Source organism: Streptococcus infantarius subsp. infantarius ATCC BAA-102 (assembly GCF_000154985.1).
Taxonomy (GTDB): domain Bacteria; phylum Bacillota; class Bacilli; order Lactobacillales; family Streptococcaceae; genus Streptococcus; species Streptococcus infantarius.
Genome location: NZ_DS572689.1, coordinates 1 through 17,801, shown reverse-complemented (window position 1 = coordinate 17,801; position 17,801 = coordinate 1). Strand labels below are relative to the sequence as shown.

At 39.4% G+C, this 17,801-nt stretch carries 14 protein-coding genes; 12 read left to right on the top strand and 2 right to left on the bottom strand.

Annotated features, from left to right (window positions below):
* Positions 1-51: 51 nt before the first annotated feature.
* The 9 genes from STRINF_RS03480 to STRINF_RS03440 all read left to right on the top strand — a co-directional run bounded on the left by STRINF_RS03480 (position 52) and on the right by STRINF_RS03440 (position 12,175).
* A complete protein-coding gene (locus STRINF_RS03480; RefSeq protein ID WP_043878315.1) occupies positions 52-933 on the top strand; it encodes a GNAT family N-acetyltransferase in 882 nt (293 codons plus the stop codon).
* A gap of 71 nt (positions 934-1,004) precedes the next feature.
* Complete coding sequence (yajC, locus tag STRINF_RS03475; RefSeq protein WP_006531635.1) at positions 1,005-1,349, top strand: preprotein translocase subunit YajC; 345 nt, start codon at positions 1,005-1,007, stop codon at positions 1,347-1,349.
* Positions 1,350-1,483: 134 nt separating this feature from the next.
* Complete coding sequence (locus STRINF_RS03470; RefSeq protein WP_006531634.1) at positions 1,484-2,239, top strand: isoprenyl transferase; 756 nt, start codon at positions 1,484-1,486, stop codon at positions 2,237-2,239.
* A 12-nt stretch (positions 2,240-2,251) separates the two neighbouring features.
* The gene (locus STRINF_RS03465; RefSeq protein ID WP_006531633.1) at positions 2,252-3,046 is read left to right on the top strand and encodes a phosphatidate cytidylyltransferase; all 795 of its coding nucleotides are present in this window, start codon (positions 2,252-2,254) and stop codon (positions 3,044-3,046) included.
* Between the two features lie 94 nt (positions 3,047-3,140).
* The gene (gene rseP, locus STRINF_RS03460) at positions 3,141-4,403 is read left to right on the top strand and encodes an RIP metalloprotease RseP (protein WP_006531632.1); all 1,263 of its coding nucleotides are present in this window, start codon (positions 3,141-3,143) and stop codon (positions 4,401-4,403) included.
* A 162-nt stretch (positions 4,404-4,565) separates the two neighbouring features.
* Positions 4,566-6,422 (top strand): proline--tRNA ligase, encoded by a 1,857-nt coding sequence (locus STRINF_RS03455; RefSeq protein ID WP_006531631.1) that lies wholly within the window; start codon positions 4,566-4,568, stop codon positions 6,420-6,422.
* A 178-nt stretch (positions 6,423-6,600) separates the two neighbouring features.
* On the top strand, positions 6,601-10,995 hold the full coding sequence (locus STRINF_RS03450) for a PolC-type DNA polymerase III (protein ID WP_006531630.1): 4,395 nt from the start codon (positions 6,601-6,603) through the stop codon (positions 10,993-10,995).
* Positions 10,996-11,091: 96 nt separating this feature from the next.
* Entirely contained in the window at positions 11,092-11,538 is a 447-nt protein-coding gene (locus STRINF_RS03445; RefSeq protein WP_006531629.1) for a MarR family winged helix-turn-helix transcriptional regulator, read from the top strand.
* 91 nt (positions 11,539-11,629) lie between these two features.
* Complete coding sequence (locus STRINF_RS03440; RefSeq protein WP_006531628.1) at positions 11,630-12,175, top strand: NADPH-dependent FMN reductase; 546 nt, start codon at positions 11,630-11,632, stop codon at positions 12,173-12,175.
* A gap of 190 nt (positions 12,176-12,365) precedes the next feature.
* On the opposite strand, the gene def is transcribed toward STRINF_RS03440, so the two are convergent.
* Together def and STRINF_RS03430 are read right to left on the bottom strand one after the other, a co-directional pair.
* Positions 12,366-12,980 carry a peptide deformylase gene (gene def / locus STRINF_RS03435; protein ID WP_006531627.1) on the bottom strand — a complete coding sequence of 205 codons (615 nt, stop codon included), beginning with the start codon at positions 12,978-12,980 and terminating at the stop codon, positions 12,366-12,368.
* A 66-nt stretch (positions 12,981-13,046) separates the two neighbouring features.
* A complete protein-coding gene (locus STRINF_RS03430; protein ID WP_006531626.1) occupies positions 13,047-13,721 on the bottom strand; it encodes a Crp/Fnr family transcriptional regulator in 675 nt (224 codons plus the stop codon).
* Positions 13,722-13,783: 62 nt separating this feature from the next.
* Between STRINF_RS03430 and STRINF_RS03425 the strand changes: the two genes are divergently transcribed.
* The 3 genes from STRINF_RS03425 to STRINF_RS03415 all read left to right on the top strand — a co-directional run.
* Positions 13,784-14,947 carry an MFS transporter gene (locus STRINF_RS03425; RefSeq protein WP_006531625.1) on the top strand — a complete coding sequence of 388 codons (1,164 nt, stop codon included), beginning with the start codon at positions 13,784-13,786 and terminating at the stop codon, positions 14,945-14,947.
* 157 nt (positions 14,948-15,104) lie between these two features.
* Positions 15,105-15,374, top strand: a complete 270-nt coding sequence (gene rpsO / locus STRINF_RS03420) for a 30S ribosomal protein S15 (protein WP_003063161.1) — start codon at positions 15,105-15,107, stop codon at positions 15,372-15,374.
* Between the two features lie 488 nt (positions 15,375-15,862).
* Positions 15,863-17,801, top strand: a 1,939-nt coding sequence (locus tag STRINF_RS03415; protein WP_006531623.1) for an iron-containing alcohol dehydrogenase, incomplete at its 3' end; no start/stop codon positions are given.

Genomic DNA, 17,801 nt, shown 5'->3' with positions numbered 1-17,801 from the left:
CTCGGGCTTTTTTTGCATCATGAGGATGTGCTAGAAAAAAGGAAAAAGATGATGTCCGTTATTAAGACACCTTGTTTAGATAAAGAACAAAAATTACAGGTAGAAGCATTAATCAAAGAAGTTCAGGTTTTTGATGGGACTCACCGCATCCCGTATTTATCGAATAATCTCAATTTTGATCAGGAGATGCCAGCTTTCTTTTTAGCTTATGATAAGAATCAACTCGTGGGATTACTGACAGTTTATGCTGACGTGCCCGACGAGACAGAACTTGCTATTATGGTTCATCCTAATTATCGCCGCTTAGGATACGTTAAAGAATTGTTTCATGTTTTCCGTGAAACCATGCAAGAGTATCAGCTGAGTTTTACAGTAATGTCGGAGCGAGCTTTCTTAGCAAAACACCCAGATGTGCTGGCTAATCTTGGCATGACTCTAGAAGATGATTTTGAGTATTGGCTTAGTCGACAACGAAAAGCCTATTTGCTTGAAAAGCGTGACGATTTGTCGGTCACCAAAGCTAGTAGAAAACACCTTGAAGCGATTGCAGACTTTCAAGCAAAAGCTTTTGGCGAACCTCATGAGGTTACACTACGCTATGCAAAAGAAGCTCTAGTTGATGAGACTGGAAAACTTTATATTGTGATGAAAGACGACGAAGTTGTTGCTTCTTGCACGGTGGATTTTAGCACGACTTACAATTACCTTTATGGCTTAGTAGTTGCCGAAGGCTACCGTGGTCAAGGGATTGGGACTTATTTTATGAAAGTACTTGTCAATAGCTTGCTAGCTGAAAATGAGAAGGCCTTTCAAATTGCGGTTGAATCAGATAATCTAGCGGCTAAAAGGCTCTATGAAAGTTTAGGTTTTGAAGAACAAACGCAGGTTGTTTACGCTAAGGTGACTGATGCTAGTAAACTTTGGGAGTTTTAACGGTCATTTCTTGCGTTGTTAAATGTAATTTGGTATAGTTGTCATTAAGCTTATATTTATGGAGGATTCTTATGCCAACAGTTATTATGTTGCTCGTTATGGTTGGTTTGATTTGGTTCATGCAACGTTCTCAAAAGAAACAAGCACAAGCCCGTCAAGATCAACTTAAAGCATTGCAAAAAGGTGATGAAATCGTAACAATTGGTGGTCTTTACGGTGTTGTTGATGAAGTTGACACTGCTAACCAAAAAATGGTTTTGGACATCGATGGTGTTTATCTAACATTTGAACTTGGTGCTTTAAAACGTGTTGTTAACAGAGCTGAACAAGAAGTTGTTGAAGCTGCACCTGTTGAAGAAGCAGTTGAAGAAACAACTGAAGCAGCTCAAAATACTGCCGTTGAAAGTGAAGACTAATCATAAAAATTACCAGATGAGAAATCATCTGGCTTTTTTTATGCCAATATTCCCTAAAAGCCATCAATTAAGTAGAGAAAAAATAGCTATTTTATGGTAAAATATTATGATAAGTATACTTTTAAGGAAATTATATGTTTAAATTTAATTTTAGAAAAAAGAAAGAGGCTGTAAGCCTTGACAAGATTCCAAATCATATTGGAATTATCATGGATGGAAATGGTCGTTGGGCCAAAAAACGCATGCAACCACGTGTCATGGGACACAAAGCTGGTATGGATGCTTTGCAGGAAGTGACGATTGCTAGCTCAGAACTTGGTGTAAAAGTTTTGACAGTTTATGCTTTCTCAACAGAAAACTGGTCACGACCCGAGGACGAAGTCAAATTCATTATGAACTTACCCGTTGAGTTCTTCGATAAATATGTCCCTGAATTGGACACTAATAATGTCAAAGTTCAAGTTATCGGTGAGACAAATCGTTTGCCAAAAGCAACTTTTGATACGATGAAACGTGCTTGTGAACAAACGAAGCACAATTCTGGTCTTATCTTGAATTTTGCACTTAACTATGGTGGCCGTTCAGAAATTACAGAAGCGGTTAAAAATATTGCCCAAGAAGTGCTTGAAGCAAAAATCAGCCCAGATGATATTACAGAAGATGTGATTTCAAATCATTTGATGACGAATCACTTGCCGTACTTGTATCGTGATCCGGATTTGATTATTCGAACAAGTGGTGAACTTCGTCTTAGTAATTTTCTACCATGGCAATCAGCATATAGTGAATTTTACTTCACACCTGTTTTATGGCCTGATTTCAAAAAAGATGAGTTGATTAAGGCGATTGCTGAATACAATCAACGTCATCGCCGTTTTGGTGGAATCTAGAAAGGAAATATCATGAAACAACGTGTGATTTGGGGGGCGATTGCCCTATTGATTATGCTGCCGTTTCTATTGCATGGAGGCCTACTGTTTCAAGTCTTTGTAGGCTTCCTAGCAATGATTGGTGTGGCAGAAATGTTACGCATGAAACATCTTGAATTTTTCTCAATTGAAGGTGTTTTGTCAATGCTTGGTGCTTTTGTTTTGACAGTGCCTTTGGATAACTACTTTACATCACTACCGATAGATTCTAACTTTGCCGTCTATGGGTTGTTGGTTTTCTTGCTTTTGGCAGGAACAGTTATCAATTGTGATGATTATTCATTCGATGATGTCTCTTATCCGATTGTAGCTAGCCTTTATGTGGGAATTGGTTTTCAAAACTTGGTCAATGCTCGTATGGGAGGCTTAGATAAAGTGCTCTTTGCTTTATTTATCGTATGGGCGACTGATATCGGTGCTTATATGATTGGTCGTCGCTTTGGTCAACGTAAATTGATGCCGAAGGTTTCTCCAAATAAAACTATCGAAGGTAGTCTTGGCGGGATTGCTTGTGCAGTTGTCGTTTCACTAATTTTTATGTTAATTGACAAAGCTGTGTATGCACCGCACAATCTATTTGCAATGTTGATTTACGTTATCTTGTTTAGTATTTTTGGTCAATTCGGTGATTTGGTTGAAAGTGCTATTAAACGTCACTTTGGCGTTAAAGATTCTGGAAAACTTATTCCTGGTCACGGTGGTATTTTAGACCGCTTTGATTCAATGATTTTTGTTTTCCCAATTATGCATCTATTTGGTCTTTTCTAATTGACTTGTTTGGCAGCTGCCACAAATTTTTGGAGTTTGCTTACTAGTGAATGGTTATTAGGATAATAATGTTACTGGTATAGAGAGGAGCAAAATGCTCGGAATTATAACGTTTATTATTGTTTTTGGAATATTAGTTATTGTCCACGAATTTGGTCACTTATACTTTGCCAAAAAATCAGGCATTCTGGTGAGAGAATTTTCTATCGGGATGGGCCCGAAAATCTTTTCTCATTTTGATAAGGAAGGGACAGCTTACACCTTTCGTATCTTGCCTTTAGGTGGTTATGTCCGCATGGCTGGCTGGGGTGATGATACCACTGAAATCAAGACAGGTACACCAGCTAGCTTGAGTTTGAACAAAGACGGACTTGTGACACGTATTAATCTATCACATAAACAGTTGGATAATACAGCTCTTCCTATGAACGTGACTTCTTATGATTTGGAAGATAAATTAGAAATCACTGGATTGGTTCTAGATGAGCAAAAGACATATAAAGTTCATCACGATGCCACAATCGTTGAAGAAGATGGCACAGAGATTCGCATTGCGCCCCTTGATGTGCAGTATCAAAATGCTACTGTCTGGGGACGTTTGATGACAAACTTTGCTGGTCCGATGAATAATTTTATTCTAGGAACGCTAGCTTTCATCTTACTTGTCTTTATGCAAGGCGGAGTCCCGAATCCCTCGACAAATGCTGTGCGAGTGACTGACGGTGGTGCCATGCAAGCTGCAGGTGTCAAAGATGGTGACAAAGTCTTAGCTGTCGGAAAATACAAAGTCTCAAATTGGTCTGAATTGACTGAGGCTGTTGCCAAATCGACAAAGGGCATTCCAAAAGGTGACACCATTCCTGTTACCGTAAAAGACGCTTCTGGAAAAACTAAGACTCTTGATATTAAGCCAGTCAAAAATCATGGCAGCTATCTTATCGGAGTTTCTTCAGCTTTGAAAACAGGCTTTTGGGACAAAATTACTGGTGGCTTCCAAATGTCTTGGCAAAGTGCCATGTTAATTTTGAATGCTTTGAAAGGCATTGTGTCAAACTTCAGCTTGGACAAACTTGGTGGTCCCGTTGCCATGTACCAAGCCTCTAGTCAAGCAGCTTCTTATGGATTGCCATCAGTGATTAATCTTTTGGCCCTCTTGTCAATCAACCTTGGAATTGTTAACCTTATCCCGATTCCAGCTTTGGATGGTGGGAAAATCTTGATGAATCTTATCGAGATTGTTCGTCGTAAACCACTCAAACAAGAGACAGAAACTTATGTCACTCTGGTTGGCGTGGTCATCATGATTATTCTGATGATTGCCGTTACTTGGAATGATATCATGCGAGTTTTCTTCTAACTTACATCAAGACTAATCAATAATTTAGTACATCATATTTTTAAATACACATTTTTTAGAAAGGAATTGATACGGTCTTCTCTAAAAATGCGAATAAGTGAGCTACTTGCCTAAACAACAAGCGGCTTACTTATTTTCGTGATTTGACCGCAATATTTTATTATGAAACAATCCCAAATGCTTATCCCAACGCTTCGCGAAATGCCAAGCGACGCTCAAGTTATCAGTCATGCTCTTATGGTTCGTGCTGGTTATGTTCGCCAAGTCTCGGCAGGTATCTACGCTTACCTACCACTTGCTAACCGCACAATTGAAAAATTCAAAAAAATCATGCGTGAAGAGTTTGAAAAAATCGGTGCCGTTGAAATGCTTGCACCAGCACTTTTGAACGCTGACCTTTGGCGTGAATCAGGTCGTTACGAAACTTACGGTGAAGACCTTTATAAACTTAAAAACCGTGATAAATCAGACTTTATCCTTGGTCCAACTCACGAAGAAACATTTACAAGCCTTGTTCGTGATGCGGTTAAATCATACAAACAATTGCCATTGAACCTTTACCAAATCCAATCTAAATATCGCGATGAAAAACGTCCTCGTAACGGACTTCTTCGCACACGTGAATTTATCATGAAAGATGGTTATAGTTTCCACGCTGACTACGAAGGATTGGACACAACTTACGAAGATTACCGTAAAGCATATGAAGCTATCTTCACACGTGCTGGTCTTGATTTCAAAGCTATCATTGGTGACGGTGGTGCCATGGGTGGTAAAGATTCTCAAGAGTTTATGGCTATCACTCCAGACCGTACAGACCTTGACCGTTGGTTGGTTCTTGATAAATCAATCGCTTCAATTGATGAAATTCCAGCTGATGTTTTAGAAGATATCAAAAAAGAATTGGCATCATGGTTGGTTTCAGGTGAAGATACCATTGCTTACTCAACAGAATCAAGCTACGCTGCTAACCTTGAAATGGCAAGCAATGAATATAAACCAACAACAAAAGTTGTCTCTCAAGAAGATGTCAAACGTGTGGAAACACCAGATTGCAAATCAATTGATGATGTTGCTGCATTCTTGAAAGTTGACGAAGAACAAACAATCAAAACACTTTTCTTCATTGCTGATAATGAACCAGTAGTTGCTCTTCTTGTCGGAAATGACCAAGTCAATGATGTTAAATTGAAAAACTATCTTGGAGCTGATTTCCTTGAACCTGCAAGCGAAGAAAAAGCTGTTGAAGTCTTTGGTGCTAACTTTGGTTCACTTGGACCAGTTAACCTTCCTGAAAATGTCCGCATTGTTGCTGACCGCAAAGTGCAAGATGTTGCCAATGCAGTTGTTGGCGCAAATGAAAACGGCTATCACTTGACAGGTGTTAACCCAGGACGTGATTTTGAAGCGGAATACGTTGATATTCGTGAAGTTAAAGAAGGTGAAATCTCACCAGACGGTAAAGGTGTTCTTAAATTTGCTCGTGGTATCGAAATTGGACACATCTTCAAACTCGGTACTCGCTATTCAGAAAGCATGGGAGCAACAATTCTTGACCAAAATGGACGTGCTATTCCAATCGTTATGGGATGCTATGGTATCGGTGTTAGCCGTATCTTGTCAGCTGTTATCGAACAACATGCCCGTCTCTTTGTTTCTAAAACACCAAAAGGTGCTTACCGCTTTGCATGGGGTATCAACTTCCCTAAAGAATTGGCACCGTTTGATGTACACGTCATCACTGTCAATGTGAAAGATGAAGAAGCACAAGCTTTGACAGCGAAAGTTGAAGCTGAATTGGTTGCTAAAGGTTACGAAGTCTTGGTTGATAACCGTAACGAACGTGTCGGCTCTAAATTCTCAGACAGCGACCTTATCGGTCTCCCAATTCGTGTCACAGTAGGTAAGAAAGCTGCTGACGGTATCGTTGAAGTGAAAATTAAAGCAACTGGTGATACTATCGAAGTTAACGCAGAAAACCTTATCGAAACTCTTGAAATTTTGACAAAAGAAAATTAATGATAACAAGGTCAGGCAGTCAGTTCTGACCTTTTTCTTTTGTGTCGAAAAAAGATTTCATTTGTGGTAAAATTAAGAGATAACGTAACTAGAAAAGAAGGCAAAATATGGTAACCAATAGGTGTATTTTGCCTTAGTAGATAAATTTAGTTTTTGGAATTGAGGTAGTTTACGCATTATGTCAGAATTATTTAAAAAATTGATGGAGCAAATCGATATGCCGCTTGACATGCGACAATCTTCTGCTTTTTCATCTGCAGATATTCGTGAAGTTAAGGTGCATTCTGTATCTCGCCTCTGGGAGTTCCATTTTTCATTTGCGGAAATTTTGCCAATTGACATCTATCGTGAATTGTCTTATCGATTGGTGAACACTTTTAAGCAAGCGGATATCAGAGCGACTTTTGATATTCAGGCAGAAACTGTCGATTTTTCACAACCTTTATTGCAAGCCTACTATGAAGAGGCTTTTGAGCATGCTCCGTGTGATAGCGCCAGCTTCAAGGCTTCTTTCAGTAAATTGAATGTCTCTTATGATGGCACAAAATTATTGATTGAAGCGCCAGCATTTGTTAACAATGACCATTTTCGCAAAAATCATCTGCCTAATCTAGCTCGTCAATTTGAAGCATTTGGTTTTGGCAAACTTACCATTGACATGGTTTCTGATGAAGCGATGACGCAAGCTTTACGAGAAGACTTTACGTCAAATCGCGAAGCTATGGTGGAAAAAGCGGTGCAAGAAAATCGTGAGGCGGTTAAATCTCTGGAAGCTTCTATGCCAACAACTGAAGAAGCACCAAAACCTAAATTTGATTTTAAAGAACGTGCCAAACAGCGCCGTGTAGGTTTTGAAAATGCCAAAATCACACCAATGGTTGAAGTCACAACAGAAGAAAACCGAATTGTCTTTGAAGGAATGGTTTTTGACGTTGAAAAGAAAACAACTCGTACAGGACGTCACATTATTAATTTTAAAATGACTGACTACACATCAAGTTTTGCCATGCAAAAATGGGCAAAAGATGATGATGAGTTGAAAAAATACGATATGATTGCCAAAGGGTCATGGCTTCGAGTTCGTGGAAATGTTGAAAATAATAATTTCACCCATGCATTGACCATGAATGTGCAAGATGTCAAAGAGATTGTTCATCATGACCGCAAGGATTTAATGCCAGAAGGTCAAAAACGTGTGGAATTCCATGCTCATACGAATATGTCAACTATGGATGCGTTGCCAACGGTTGAAGAATTAATTGATACAGCAGCGAAATGGGGACACAAGGCTGTTGCTATTACTGACCACTGCAATGTGCAAAGTTTCCCACACGGCTATCACAGAGCACGTAAAAATGGTATCAAGGCGATTTTTGGTTTAGAAGCTAATATCGTTGAGGACAAAGTGCCGATTGCCTACAATCCTCAAGATATTGAGTTAAACGAAGCTACCTTCGTCGTATTTGACGTGGAAACGACTGGGCTTTCTGCGGTCAATAATGACTTGATTCAGATTGCGGCTTCAAAAATGTACAAGGGAAATATTGTTGAGCAGTTTGATGAGTTCATCAACCCAGGTCATCATTTATCAGCTTTTACAACGGAATTGACTGGTATTACGGATAATCATGTTCGCAATGCTAAACCGATTGAAGAAGTCCTTCAAATGTTCCAAGATTTTTGTCAGGATACTGTGCTAGTTGCCCACAATGCAACCTTTGACGTTGGCTTTATGAATGCCAATTATGAACGTCATGGCATGCCAATCATTACACAACCTGTCATTGATACCTTGGAATTCGCCCGAAATCTCTATCCAGAATACAAACGTCATGGTTTGGGACCATTGACCAAACGGTTCCAAGTTTCGCTAGAACACCACCATATGGCGAACTATGATGCGGAAGCAACGGGGCGCTTGCTCTTTATTTTCTTGAAAGAAGCACGTGAAAATCACAATTTAACCAATATGATGGATTTGAATACGAAATTGGTTGCTGAGGATTCTTACAAGAAAGCACGTGTCAAACACGCGACGATTTATGTTCAAAACCAAACAGGTTTGAAAAATATTTTCAAACTTGTCAGCCTTTCTAATGTCAAATATTTTGAAGGTGTGGCTCGTATTCCAAGAACGGTTCTTGATGCCCACCGTGAAGGGCTCTTGCTAGGTACAGCCTGCTCAGAGGGCGAAGTCTTTGACGCAGTTTTATCTTCAGGGGTAGATGCTGCAGTCAAAGTGGCGAAATATTATGATTTCATCGAAGTTATGCCACCAGCGATTTACGCTCCACTATTGGCGCAAGGAACAATCAAAGATGAAGAAGGTATCCGACAAGTTATTCGAGATTTGCTTGAGGTTGGACGTCGTCTGAACAAGCCTGTTTTGGCGACTGGGAATGTCCATTATATCGAGCCTGAAGATGAGATTTACCGTGAAATCATTGTCCGTAGTCTAGGGCAAGGGGCACCGATTAACCGTCCGATTGGTCGTGGTGAAGACGCTCAACCTGCTCCGCTACCAAAAGCACATTTCCGTACAACCAATGAAATGTTAGATGAATTTGCCTTTCTTGGCGAAGATGTCGCGTATGAAATTGTTGTTAAGAATACCAATGATTTTGCTGACCGTTTCGAGGAAGTTGAGGTTGTTAAGAAAGACTTGTACACACCTTTCCTTGAAAAATCAGAAGAACGTGTCGCTGAAATGACCTATCAAAAAGCCTTTGAAATCTATGGTAATCCACTACCAGATATTGTTGACCGACGTATCGAAAAAGAATTGACTTCGATTTTGGGTAATGGATTTGCCGTGATTTACCTGGCGTCTCAGATGTTGGTTATTCGTTCTAATAAACGTGGTTACTTGGTTGGTTCGCGTGGATCTGTTGGTTCAAGTTTCGTGGCAACCATGATTGGGATTACCGAAGTTAACCCAATGCCGCCACACTATGTCTGTCCAAATTGTCAGCATTCAAAATTCATCACCGATGGTTCTGTTGGTTCTGGTTATGATTTGCCTGACAAGGATTGCCCAGAATGTGGCACACGTTACAAGAAAGATGGACACGATATTCCGTTTGAAACCTTTCTTGGTTTTGATGGAGACAAGGTTCCCGATATCGATTTGAACTTCTCTGGTGATGACCAACCGTCAGCTCACTTGGACGTTCGTGATATTTTTGGAGAACAATATGCCTTTCGTGCCGGAACCGTTGGTACGGTCGCTGACCGTACAGCTTACGGATTTGTTAAAGGTTATGAACGTGATTACGGGAAAATGTACCCAGAAGCAGAAGTTGAACGCTTGGCACAAGGTGCTGCAGGGGTGAAACGTACAACTGGACAACACCCGGGTGGTATCGTTGTTATTCCAAACTACATGGATGTTTATGACTTTACACCAGTTCAGTATCCAGCCGATGATTTGTCAGCTGAATGGCAAACAACTCACTTTAACTTCCACGATATCGATGAAAACGTCTTGAAACTTGATATCCTCGGTCATGATGATCCGACGATGATTCGTAAGTTGCAAGACTTGTCTGGTATTGATCCCAAAGATATTCCTGCGGATGACCCAGATGTTATGGCACTCTTCTCGGGAACAGAAGTTTTAGGAGTTACTCCTGAACAAATCGGAACACCAACAGGTATGCTTGGTATTCCAGAATTCGGAACAAACTTCGTTCGTGGTATGGTTGAAGAAACTCACCCAACAACATTTGCCGAATTGCTCCAGTTATCAGGGCTTTCTCATGGTACCGACGTTTGGCTAGGAAATGCTCAAGACTTGATTAAAGAGGGGATTGCCACGCTGAAAACCGTTATCGGTTGTCGTGACGACATCATGGTTTACCTCATGCACGCAGGTTTGGAGCCAAAAATGGCTTTTACCATTATGGAACGTGTGCGTAAGGGAATGTGGCTTAAAATCTCTGACGAGGAACGTAATGGATACATTGAAGCTATGCGAGAAAATAATGTGCCCGACTGGTACATTGAATCCTGTGGTAAAATCAAGTATATGTTCCCCAAAGCCCATGCGGCAGCCTACGTTTTAATGGCGCTTCGTGTAGCTTACTTTAAAGTACATTATCCGATTTACTACTACTGTGCTTATTTCTCAATCCGTGCTAAGGCCTTTGACATTAAGACAATGAGTGCTGGTCTTGACGCCGTTAAAGAACGCATGGCTGAGATTTCAACCAAACGTAAAAATAATGAAGCTTCAAACGTTGAAATTGACCTTTATACAACACTCGAGTTGGTCAATGAAATGCTTGAACGTGGTTATAAATTTGGTCAGCTTGACCTTTACCGCAGTGATGCGACAGAGTTCATCATTGACGGTGATACCCTTATTCCACCATTTGTAGCTATGGATGGTCTCGGAGAAAACGTTGCAAAACAAATCGTTAAAGCGCGTGAAGAAGGTGAATTCCTATCTAAAATGGAACTTCGCAAACGCGGTGGTGTTTCAGCAACACTAGTTGAAAAAATGGATGAAATGGGAATCCTAGGCAACATGCCAGAAGATAACCAACTCAGTTTGTTTGACGATTTCTTCTAAAATCATTACAATAATAAAAAAAGAGCGAACAAATTATTTTCAGTTTATCTGAGATAGTTTGTTCGTTTTCATATCAGTTGAAAAGCAGGAGGAAAGATGTCAGATATCACGAATACAGCTGTGAAGGCTATGGTTGTTTTGCGAAAAGCCTATCGAACAATTGATGCCAAGACCTCAGAATCGTTCAAAGAAGATGACTTGACGCAGACCCAATTTGGTGTTTTGGATGTTCTTTATAGTAAAGGGCCTATGAAAATTGGTGAATTAATGGACAGTATTTTAGCGACTTCAGGTAATATGACGGTAGTAATTCGTAACATGGAGAAAAAAGGATGGGTGACACGCCACACTTGTCCTGACGACAAACGTGCTTATCTAGTAACTCTAACAGACGCAGGTCGTCAAGTCATTGAACATGCTTTGCCACTACACATCGAAAAAATCCAGGACACCTTTTCAGTGCTCACTGAAGAAGAACAAAAGGAATTTATCCGACTTCTAAAAAAATTTAAGCCGCATGAGCATATTAATTTACAAAAGTAGCAATAATTCGTACAATGACAATATAGAAAAAGTACTATTTAGTGATAAATAACTTTTAACAGACTAATTAACCTTAAAAGGGAGATATATCATGAAAAAAATTCTATTTGTTGTTGGTTCATTACGTGAGGGATCTTTTGATCAACAATTTGCTCAAAACGCTGAAAAAGCACTTGAAGGCAAAGCAGAAGTATCATACCTAGACTGGTCACAGGTTCCGGTCTTTTCACAAGATTTGGAAGCTAACACACCAGCTGCTGTGCAAGCTGCACGTGACGCTGTCTTGGCAGCTGATGCTATCTGGTTCTTTTCACCAGTTTATAACTTTGCGATTCCTGGTTCAGTGAAGAACTTGCTTGACTGGTTGAGCCGTGCGCTTGATCTTTCAGACCCAACAGGTCCATCAGCCCTTAATGAAAAAGTGACAACTGTTTCTATCCTTGCAAATGGTGGACACGAAGCTGTAGCCGATGCTTACCGTACTTTGTTCCCATTCATTCGCACAAAATTTGTTGATGAAATCACAACAACACGTGTGAACGACTCTGCATGGGCAGATGGCAAATTTATCGCAACTGATGAGGTTCTTGCTAACCTTGACAAACAAGCTCAAGCTCTTCTTGCTGCGCTTGATTAATCTAAGTTTTACCATTTAACAAATTCATAGGTGAGTCAGCTTTTCCTATTTTCAGCTTAGCTCACCTTTATCACAGTCATATTGGTTTAGCCTTTCAATATCAAAAACTGTGAGATAAAAATGGCCTAGGATTTTGATATCCTAGGCTTTTTTAGTCACAAAAAAAGAGAGGATTTCCTCTCTTTATAGTTTATTCGACAATTAGCATACCATCTTTAACAGCAAATGGATTATCTTCGTTGATGCGATCGTAGAACATGATACCGTTTGTGTGGTCAATTTCGTGTTGAACGACGATTGAGTTGTAACCTTTAAGTTTGATGCGGTGTTTTTCACCGTTTTTGTCGAAGTATTCAACAGTCACACGTGAATGGCGAACAACGTATCCTTCAACGACACGGTCAACAGACAAGCAACCTTCACCATCAGCAAGTGCTGCATCTTGAACTGAGTGTGCAACAACTTTTGGATTGTACATTACTTCTTGTAAGCTGTAAGCTTCTTTTGGTGGATTGCCATCTTTATCTTCCATATTTGGTACAAGAACGGCAATGATTCGTTTTGAAACATTCAATTGTGGTGCTGCAAGACCAACACCACCGCGCAAGCCCATTTTTTCAGCTGTTACAGGGTCTTGAGAATTTTTCAAGAACTGCATCATTTTTTCACCTAAAATGATTTCTTCATCAGATAATGGGAATGTGACATCATCACAAATCTTACGCAAAGTTGGATGACCTTCGCGAATAATATCGTTCATATTGATTAAATGACTTGGTTTAGCTAATTTTTCAATAACTGACATATTTTCTCCTCAAATTATTCTATATAACACTATAGCATAAAAATGCTGAACGAGAAAGCTAAAGGCTCAGTTAGTAATCTTCAAGTCAATGAGCTGCGCCATATCTTTGATATAATAGTTAGGGCGACGTTTTTCGATAATTCCTAAATCAATAAATTCATGAATGACACGAAGTAAATGACGGTAGCTGACACTGAAGGAATCAGCAAGATTAGTTAATTCTAGTTTGAAGACACCTTTATCTTCGATAGCCAAGATATGAGTAGCTAGGCGTTCTTTAAGTGTGTAATTCAAATTCGTTGAGGCATGGATGTTTTGCTCATAAAGTGATTGAGCTAGGCCTCGGCTAAGGTTAAGGAGCAAATCATTATCAGCTAATAATTCTTTGCGAATCCCAGTCAAGGGAAGTTGGATGACTAATGTATCCTCAAGAGCGACAACTGAAGACACGATTGGCTGATCAGTTAATAATTCAATATCTCCGATAAGCGTTGGTTTTTCTTTGATATCTAAAATATGCTCTTTTCCGTTAAATAAGCGACGAACAATTTTTAATTTTCCTTTTGCAAAATAAGAGAGTGCTGTCAAAGCTTCTCCTTGATGACAAATGGCATCTCCAGCAACTAATTCGCGGACTTGCAATTTATCAAAATAATGTCTCGGAAAGATTTTTTCAAGCTGATAGTCTTGGATATACTTTTCTAAAGACACACAGACCTCCTTTGTTATGACAAAAGTCATATTTTTATGCGCTAACTTTGATTATACTTGAAATGGAAGAAAAAAACAAGTAAGGAGTTTCTATGAAAACATTTTTGGAGAAATTTAGTCTCCTATCTCTATCTTTGATGCTGGTCTCGACGTTATCTCCGTCGACAGCATTACCCCAAATGATTACAACATTTCATCAGCAAGGATACGCTGCTAGTCAGGTGGAATTTCTATTTTCACTATCATCTTTTGCGATTCTTGCCATGTTGTTACTAAATCCAATTATCGAACGTCTAATCTCTGAACGTCTCAGTATCATCTTAGGTCTTCTTTTGATTGCTTTTGGTGGTAGTATGCCAGTCGTTTTTCAGACATATTCATTAGTTTTTGTATCACGTATTTTACTTGGTATCGGAATTGGTTTGATTAATTCTCGTGCCATCAGTATTATCAGTGAGACTTATGCTGGACGTGAGCAAGCACAGATGCTCGGTCTTCGTGGTTCTTTTGAAATTATTGGTAATGCCTTATTGACCATGATTGTTGGTTTCATTGTTGTTCTTGGCTGGTCATGGACATTTAGTGTTTACTTATTTGCTTTGCCAATTCTTGCTGTTTACCTAATTTTTGCACCAAAACCTAAGGTTGAAGTAGAAGAACCCCAACAAGATGAGACTCGTGCTAAATTTAGAAAAGAAGATATTTTGTATATCGTCGGATTATCTTTATTGGCAGGTTTTGTTATTAACATCAATAGTGCGAACAGTCTTCGTATCCCAGTTATTGTTGACCAACTGCATCTTGGAAGTCCTCGTCAAGCCAGCCTAATCTTGAGTGGTATGATGCTTATGGGAATTCTTTCAGGAATTTGTTTTGAAGGTTTGCTTGGACGCTTTAGCAAAAACTTGATTACCATTTCAATGATTCCATTTGCTCTTGGACTATTTATGGTAGGTTTTGCTAACAATCTTTGGGTGATGCTAATCGGTGCAATGCTATCAGGTTTCTGGTACAGTATTGTGGTTACCTCCGTCTTCAGTGATGTTTCAACTAGCATCTCACCGCAATTAATCGGAAATGCGACTACGCTTATCTTGATTTTCTGTAATCTTGGTGGGGCAAGCGCAGCAATTGTTTTGAACCTCTTCTCAAAATTTAGCTCACAACCAGGCTTTGCCTTTATCATTTACGCTGTTATCAGCTTGGTTATTTGCCTAGGTTTGATTATTAAAACACGTTTTTCAAAGAAAAATTAATTTGTGTTAAAGTCACGTTAAATTAAGGGAAAACCTTTGACAAAAGCAGAAGTAATCTGCTACAATAAGGACTGTCGTAAGACAAGTAACTTCTTCTTGGTCGTAGGATTCGCCAAAAACCTACCACTCGGATGAAGCAATATAAAGGAGAAAAATTATGGCAATCTCAAAAGAGAAAAAAAATGAAATCATCGCTCAATACGCACGTCACGAAGGTGACACAGGTTCAGTTGAAGTTCAAGTAGCTGTTCTTACTTGGGAAATCAACCACCTTAACGAACACATTAAACAACACAAAAAAGACCACGCAACTTACCGTGGATTGATGAAAAAAATTGGTCACCGTCGTAACTTGTTGGCATACCTTCGCCGTACAGACGTTAACCGTTACCGCGAATTGATCGCATCACTTGGTCTTCGTCGTTAATCTGACGTTTGGTCGAGCAAAAGCTTCTTGGGTTTTCCAAGGAGCTTTTTTTTGTGCAAATGCTTCGTTTGATTAACAAAATTAATCAACTTCCCATTGGGGTGATTTTAATGAAAATGAGGTTTTATATAGCGTGAAAATGTTAAAAGTGACAAAAGTATTAGTGCAAAAGGAAAATAGGGTATATAAATGTATCCCCTTACATTGGCTTTAAAATAAAAATGAAACAGCTTACAAAAAATACTTGACCTTTTTTTGAAAAAGGGTTAATATGGTTGGTGAAGAATATCACAATGATATGATGATTAAAGAATTTAACTGTTGATTTTGTGTAGTTTATATAGTGAAGAGAACCTCAAGTAATAACGTTGAGTTTTGAAATTCCAGACTATACGGTCTTGTTTTTATTTTAGTATCAATCATTAATATAGTTCTTCTCAAAAAATGAGGCACTTATTTTTAAGGGTACTTATAAGGAGGTTTTCTTAATGGCTAAAGCAACAAATGCAGATGTAAAGAATGACGAGTTGAGCGCAGAAGAATTGGCTCAACAGTACACTGGAGCTCTTGTCGAAAAAGCTCTTGAAGCTGAACGTGTTTATGCAACTTATTCACAAGAACAAGTTGATAACATTGTCGCATCGATGGCTCTTGCAGGTTCAGAAGCTTCGCTTGAATTAGCAAAAGAAGCTCATGCAGAAACGGGTCGTGGTGTCGTTGAAGATAAAGATATTAAGAACCACTTCGCTACTGAGTACGTTTATGAACGTATTAAAAATGAAAAAACAGTAGGTATCATTGGGGAAGATAAGGTTTCAGGAAGTATCCAAATCGCAGCACCTCTTGGTGTTTTGGCTGGTATTGTTCCAACAACAAACCCAACTTCAACAACAATGTTCAAGATTTTGGTAGCTCTTAAAACACGTAATGCGATTGTCTTTGCTTTCCACCCACAAGCGCAAAACTGTTCAGCACATGCTGCACAAATTCTTTATGATGCCGCAGTGAAAGCTGGTGCTCCAGAAAACATTGTTCAATGGATTGAAACACCGTCTCTTGCAAATACATCAGCGCTTATCCAAAATCCGAAGATTGCTTCTATTTTGGCAACTGGTGGGCCTGGTATGGTAAATGCCGCTCTTAAATCAGGTAACCCATCAATGGGTGTTGGTGCTGGTAACGGTGCTATCTACGTTGATGCAACAGCACACGTTGATCGTGCTGTAGAAGACTTGTTGCTATCAAAACGTTTTGATAACGGTATGATTTGTGCCACTGAAAACTCTGCAGTTGTTGAAGCACCAATCTATGATGAATGGCTTCAAAAAATGCAAGATAAGGGTGCCTACCTTGTGCCTAAGAAGGACTATAAAAAACTCGAAGATTTTGTCTTTAATGACAGACACGGTGTTAACGGTCCAGTTGCTGGTATGCCAGCTCGTTGGATTTGTGAACAAGCCGGTGTGAAATTGCCAGAAGGTAAAGATGTTCTCTTATTTGAACTTGATAAGAAAAATATCGGTGAAAAACTATCTTCTGAAAAACTTTCTCCACTCCTTTCAGTTTATAAAGCTAAAGATCGTGCTGAAGGTGTTGAAATTGTTGAAGCACTTCTTGACTACCAAGGTGCAGGACACAATGCTGGTATTCAAATTGGTTCTCAAGCAGACCCATTTGTTGCTGAATATGGCGACGCTGTGAAAGCATCACGTGTCTTGGTTAACCAACCAGATTCAGTCGGAGGTATTGGTGATGTCTACACAGATGCACTTAAAGCTAGCTTAACACTTGGAACAGGATCATGGGGGAAAAATTCATTGTCACACAATCTTTCAACTGGCGATCTCTTAAATGTTAAGACAGTTGCCAAACGTCGCAACCGTCCTCAATGGATTCGCCTACCAGAAAAAACTTACTACGAAAAAAATGCCATTTCTTACTTGCAAGATGAATACGAACCAATGCAACGCGCTTTGATTGTTGCAGACCCAGGTATGGTTCAATTTGGTTTTGTTGATACTGTTCTTGCTCAATTGGCATTGCGTGATGAAAAAGTTGCGACATCAATTTACGGCACTATCAAACCAGACCCAACACTTGGTCAAACAATTGAAATCGCAAAACAAATGCGTGATTTCAAACCAGATACAGTTATTGCAGTCGGTGGTGGTTCAGCACTTGATGCGGCTAAAATTGCACGTTACATCTATGAATACTCACTTGATCAAGAAGCTGATTTCCTTGACAGCTATGAGAACGTCAGCGAACTCTTCTTACGTTTGCAACAAAAATTCATTGATATCCGTAAACGTATCGTGAAATTCAAACATCAAACAGCAACTCGTCTCTTCTGTATCCCAACAACATCTGGTACAGGTTCAGAAGTAACACCTTACGCTGTTATTACTGATGATCATACTCACGTTA

Excerpts from the sequence above, each read along its gene's own strand:
- STRINF_RS03465 (WP_006531633.1), top strand. The coding sequence starts at position 2,252 with ATGAAACAACGTGTGATTTGGGGGGCGATTGCCCTATTGATTATGCTG.
- STRINF_RS03450 (WP_006531630.1), top strand. The coding sequence starts at position 6,601 with ATGTCAGAATTATTTAAAAAATTGATGGAGCAAATCGATATGCCGCTT.
- STRINF_RS03445 (WP_006531629.1), top strand. The coding sequence starts at position 11,092 with ATGTCAGATATCACGAATACAGCTGTGAAGGCTATGGTTGTTTTGCGA.
- STRINF_RS03455 (WP_006531631.1), top strand. The coding sequence starts at position 4,566 with ATGAAACAATCCCAAATGCTTATCCCAACGCTTCGCGAAATGCCAAGC.
- def (WP_006531627.1), bottom strand. The coding sequence starts at position 12,980 with ATGTCAGTTATTGAAAAATTAGCTAAACCAAGTCATTTAATCAATATG.
- STRINF_RS03430 (WP_006531626.1), bottom strand. The coding sequence starts at position 13,721 with ATGACTTTTGTCATAACAAAGGAGGTCTGTGTGTCTTTAGAAAAGTAT.
- STRINF_RS03425 (WP_006531625.1), top strand. The coding sequence starts at position 13,784 with ATGAAAACATTTTTGGAGAAATTTAGTCTCCTATCTCTATCTTTGATG.
- STRINF_RS03470 (WP_006531634.1), top strand. The coding sequence starts at position 1,484 with ATGTTTAAATTTAATTTTAGAAAAAAGAAAGAGGCTGTAAGCCTTGAC.
- STRINF_RS03440 (WP_006531628.1), top strand. The coding sequence starts at position 11,630 with ATGAAAAAAATTCTATTTGTTGTTGGTTCATTACGTGAGGGATCTTTT.
- rseP (WP_006531632.1), top strand. The coding sequence starts at position 3,141 with ATGCTCGGAATTATAACGTTTATTATTGTTTTTGGAATATTAGTTATT.
- rpsO (WP_003063161.1), top strand. The coding sequence starts at position 15,105 with ATGGCAATCTCAAAAGAGAAAAAAAATGAAATCATCGCTCAATACGCA.
- yajC (WP_006531635.1), top strand. The coding sequence starts at position 1,005 with ATGCCAACAGTTATTATGTTGCTCGTTATGGTTGGTTTGATTTGGTTC.
- STRINF_RS03480 (WP_043878315.1), top strand. The coding sequence starts at position 52 with ATGTCCGTTATTAAGACACCTTGTTTAGATAAAGAACAAAAATTACAG.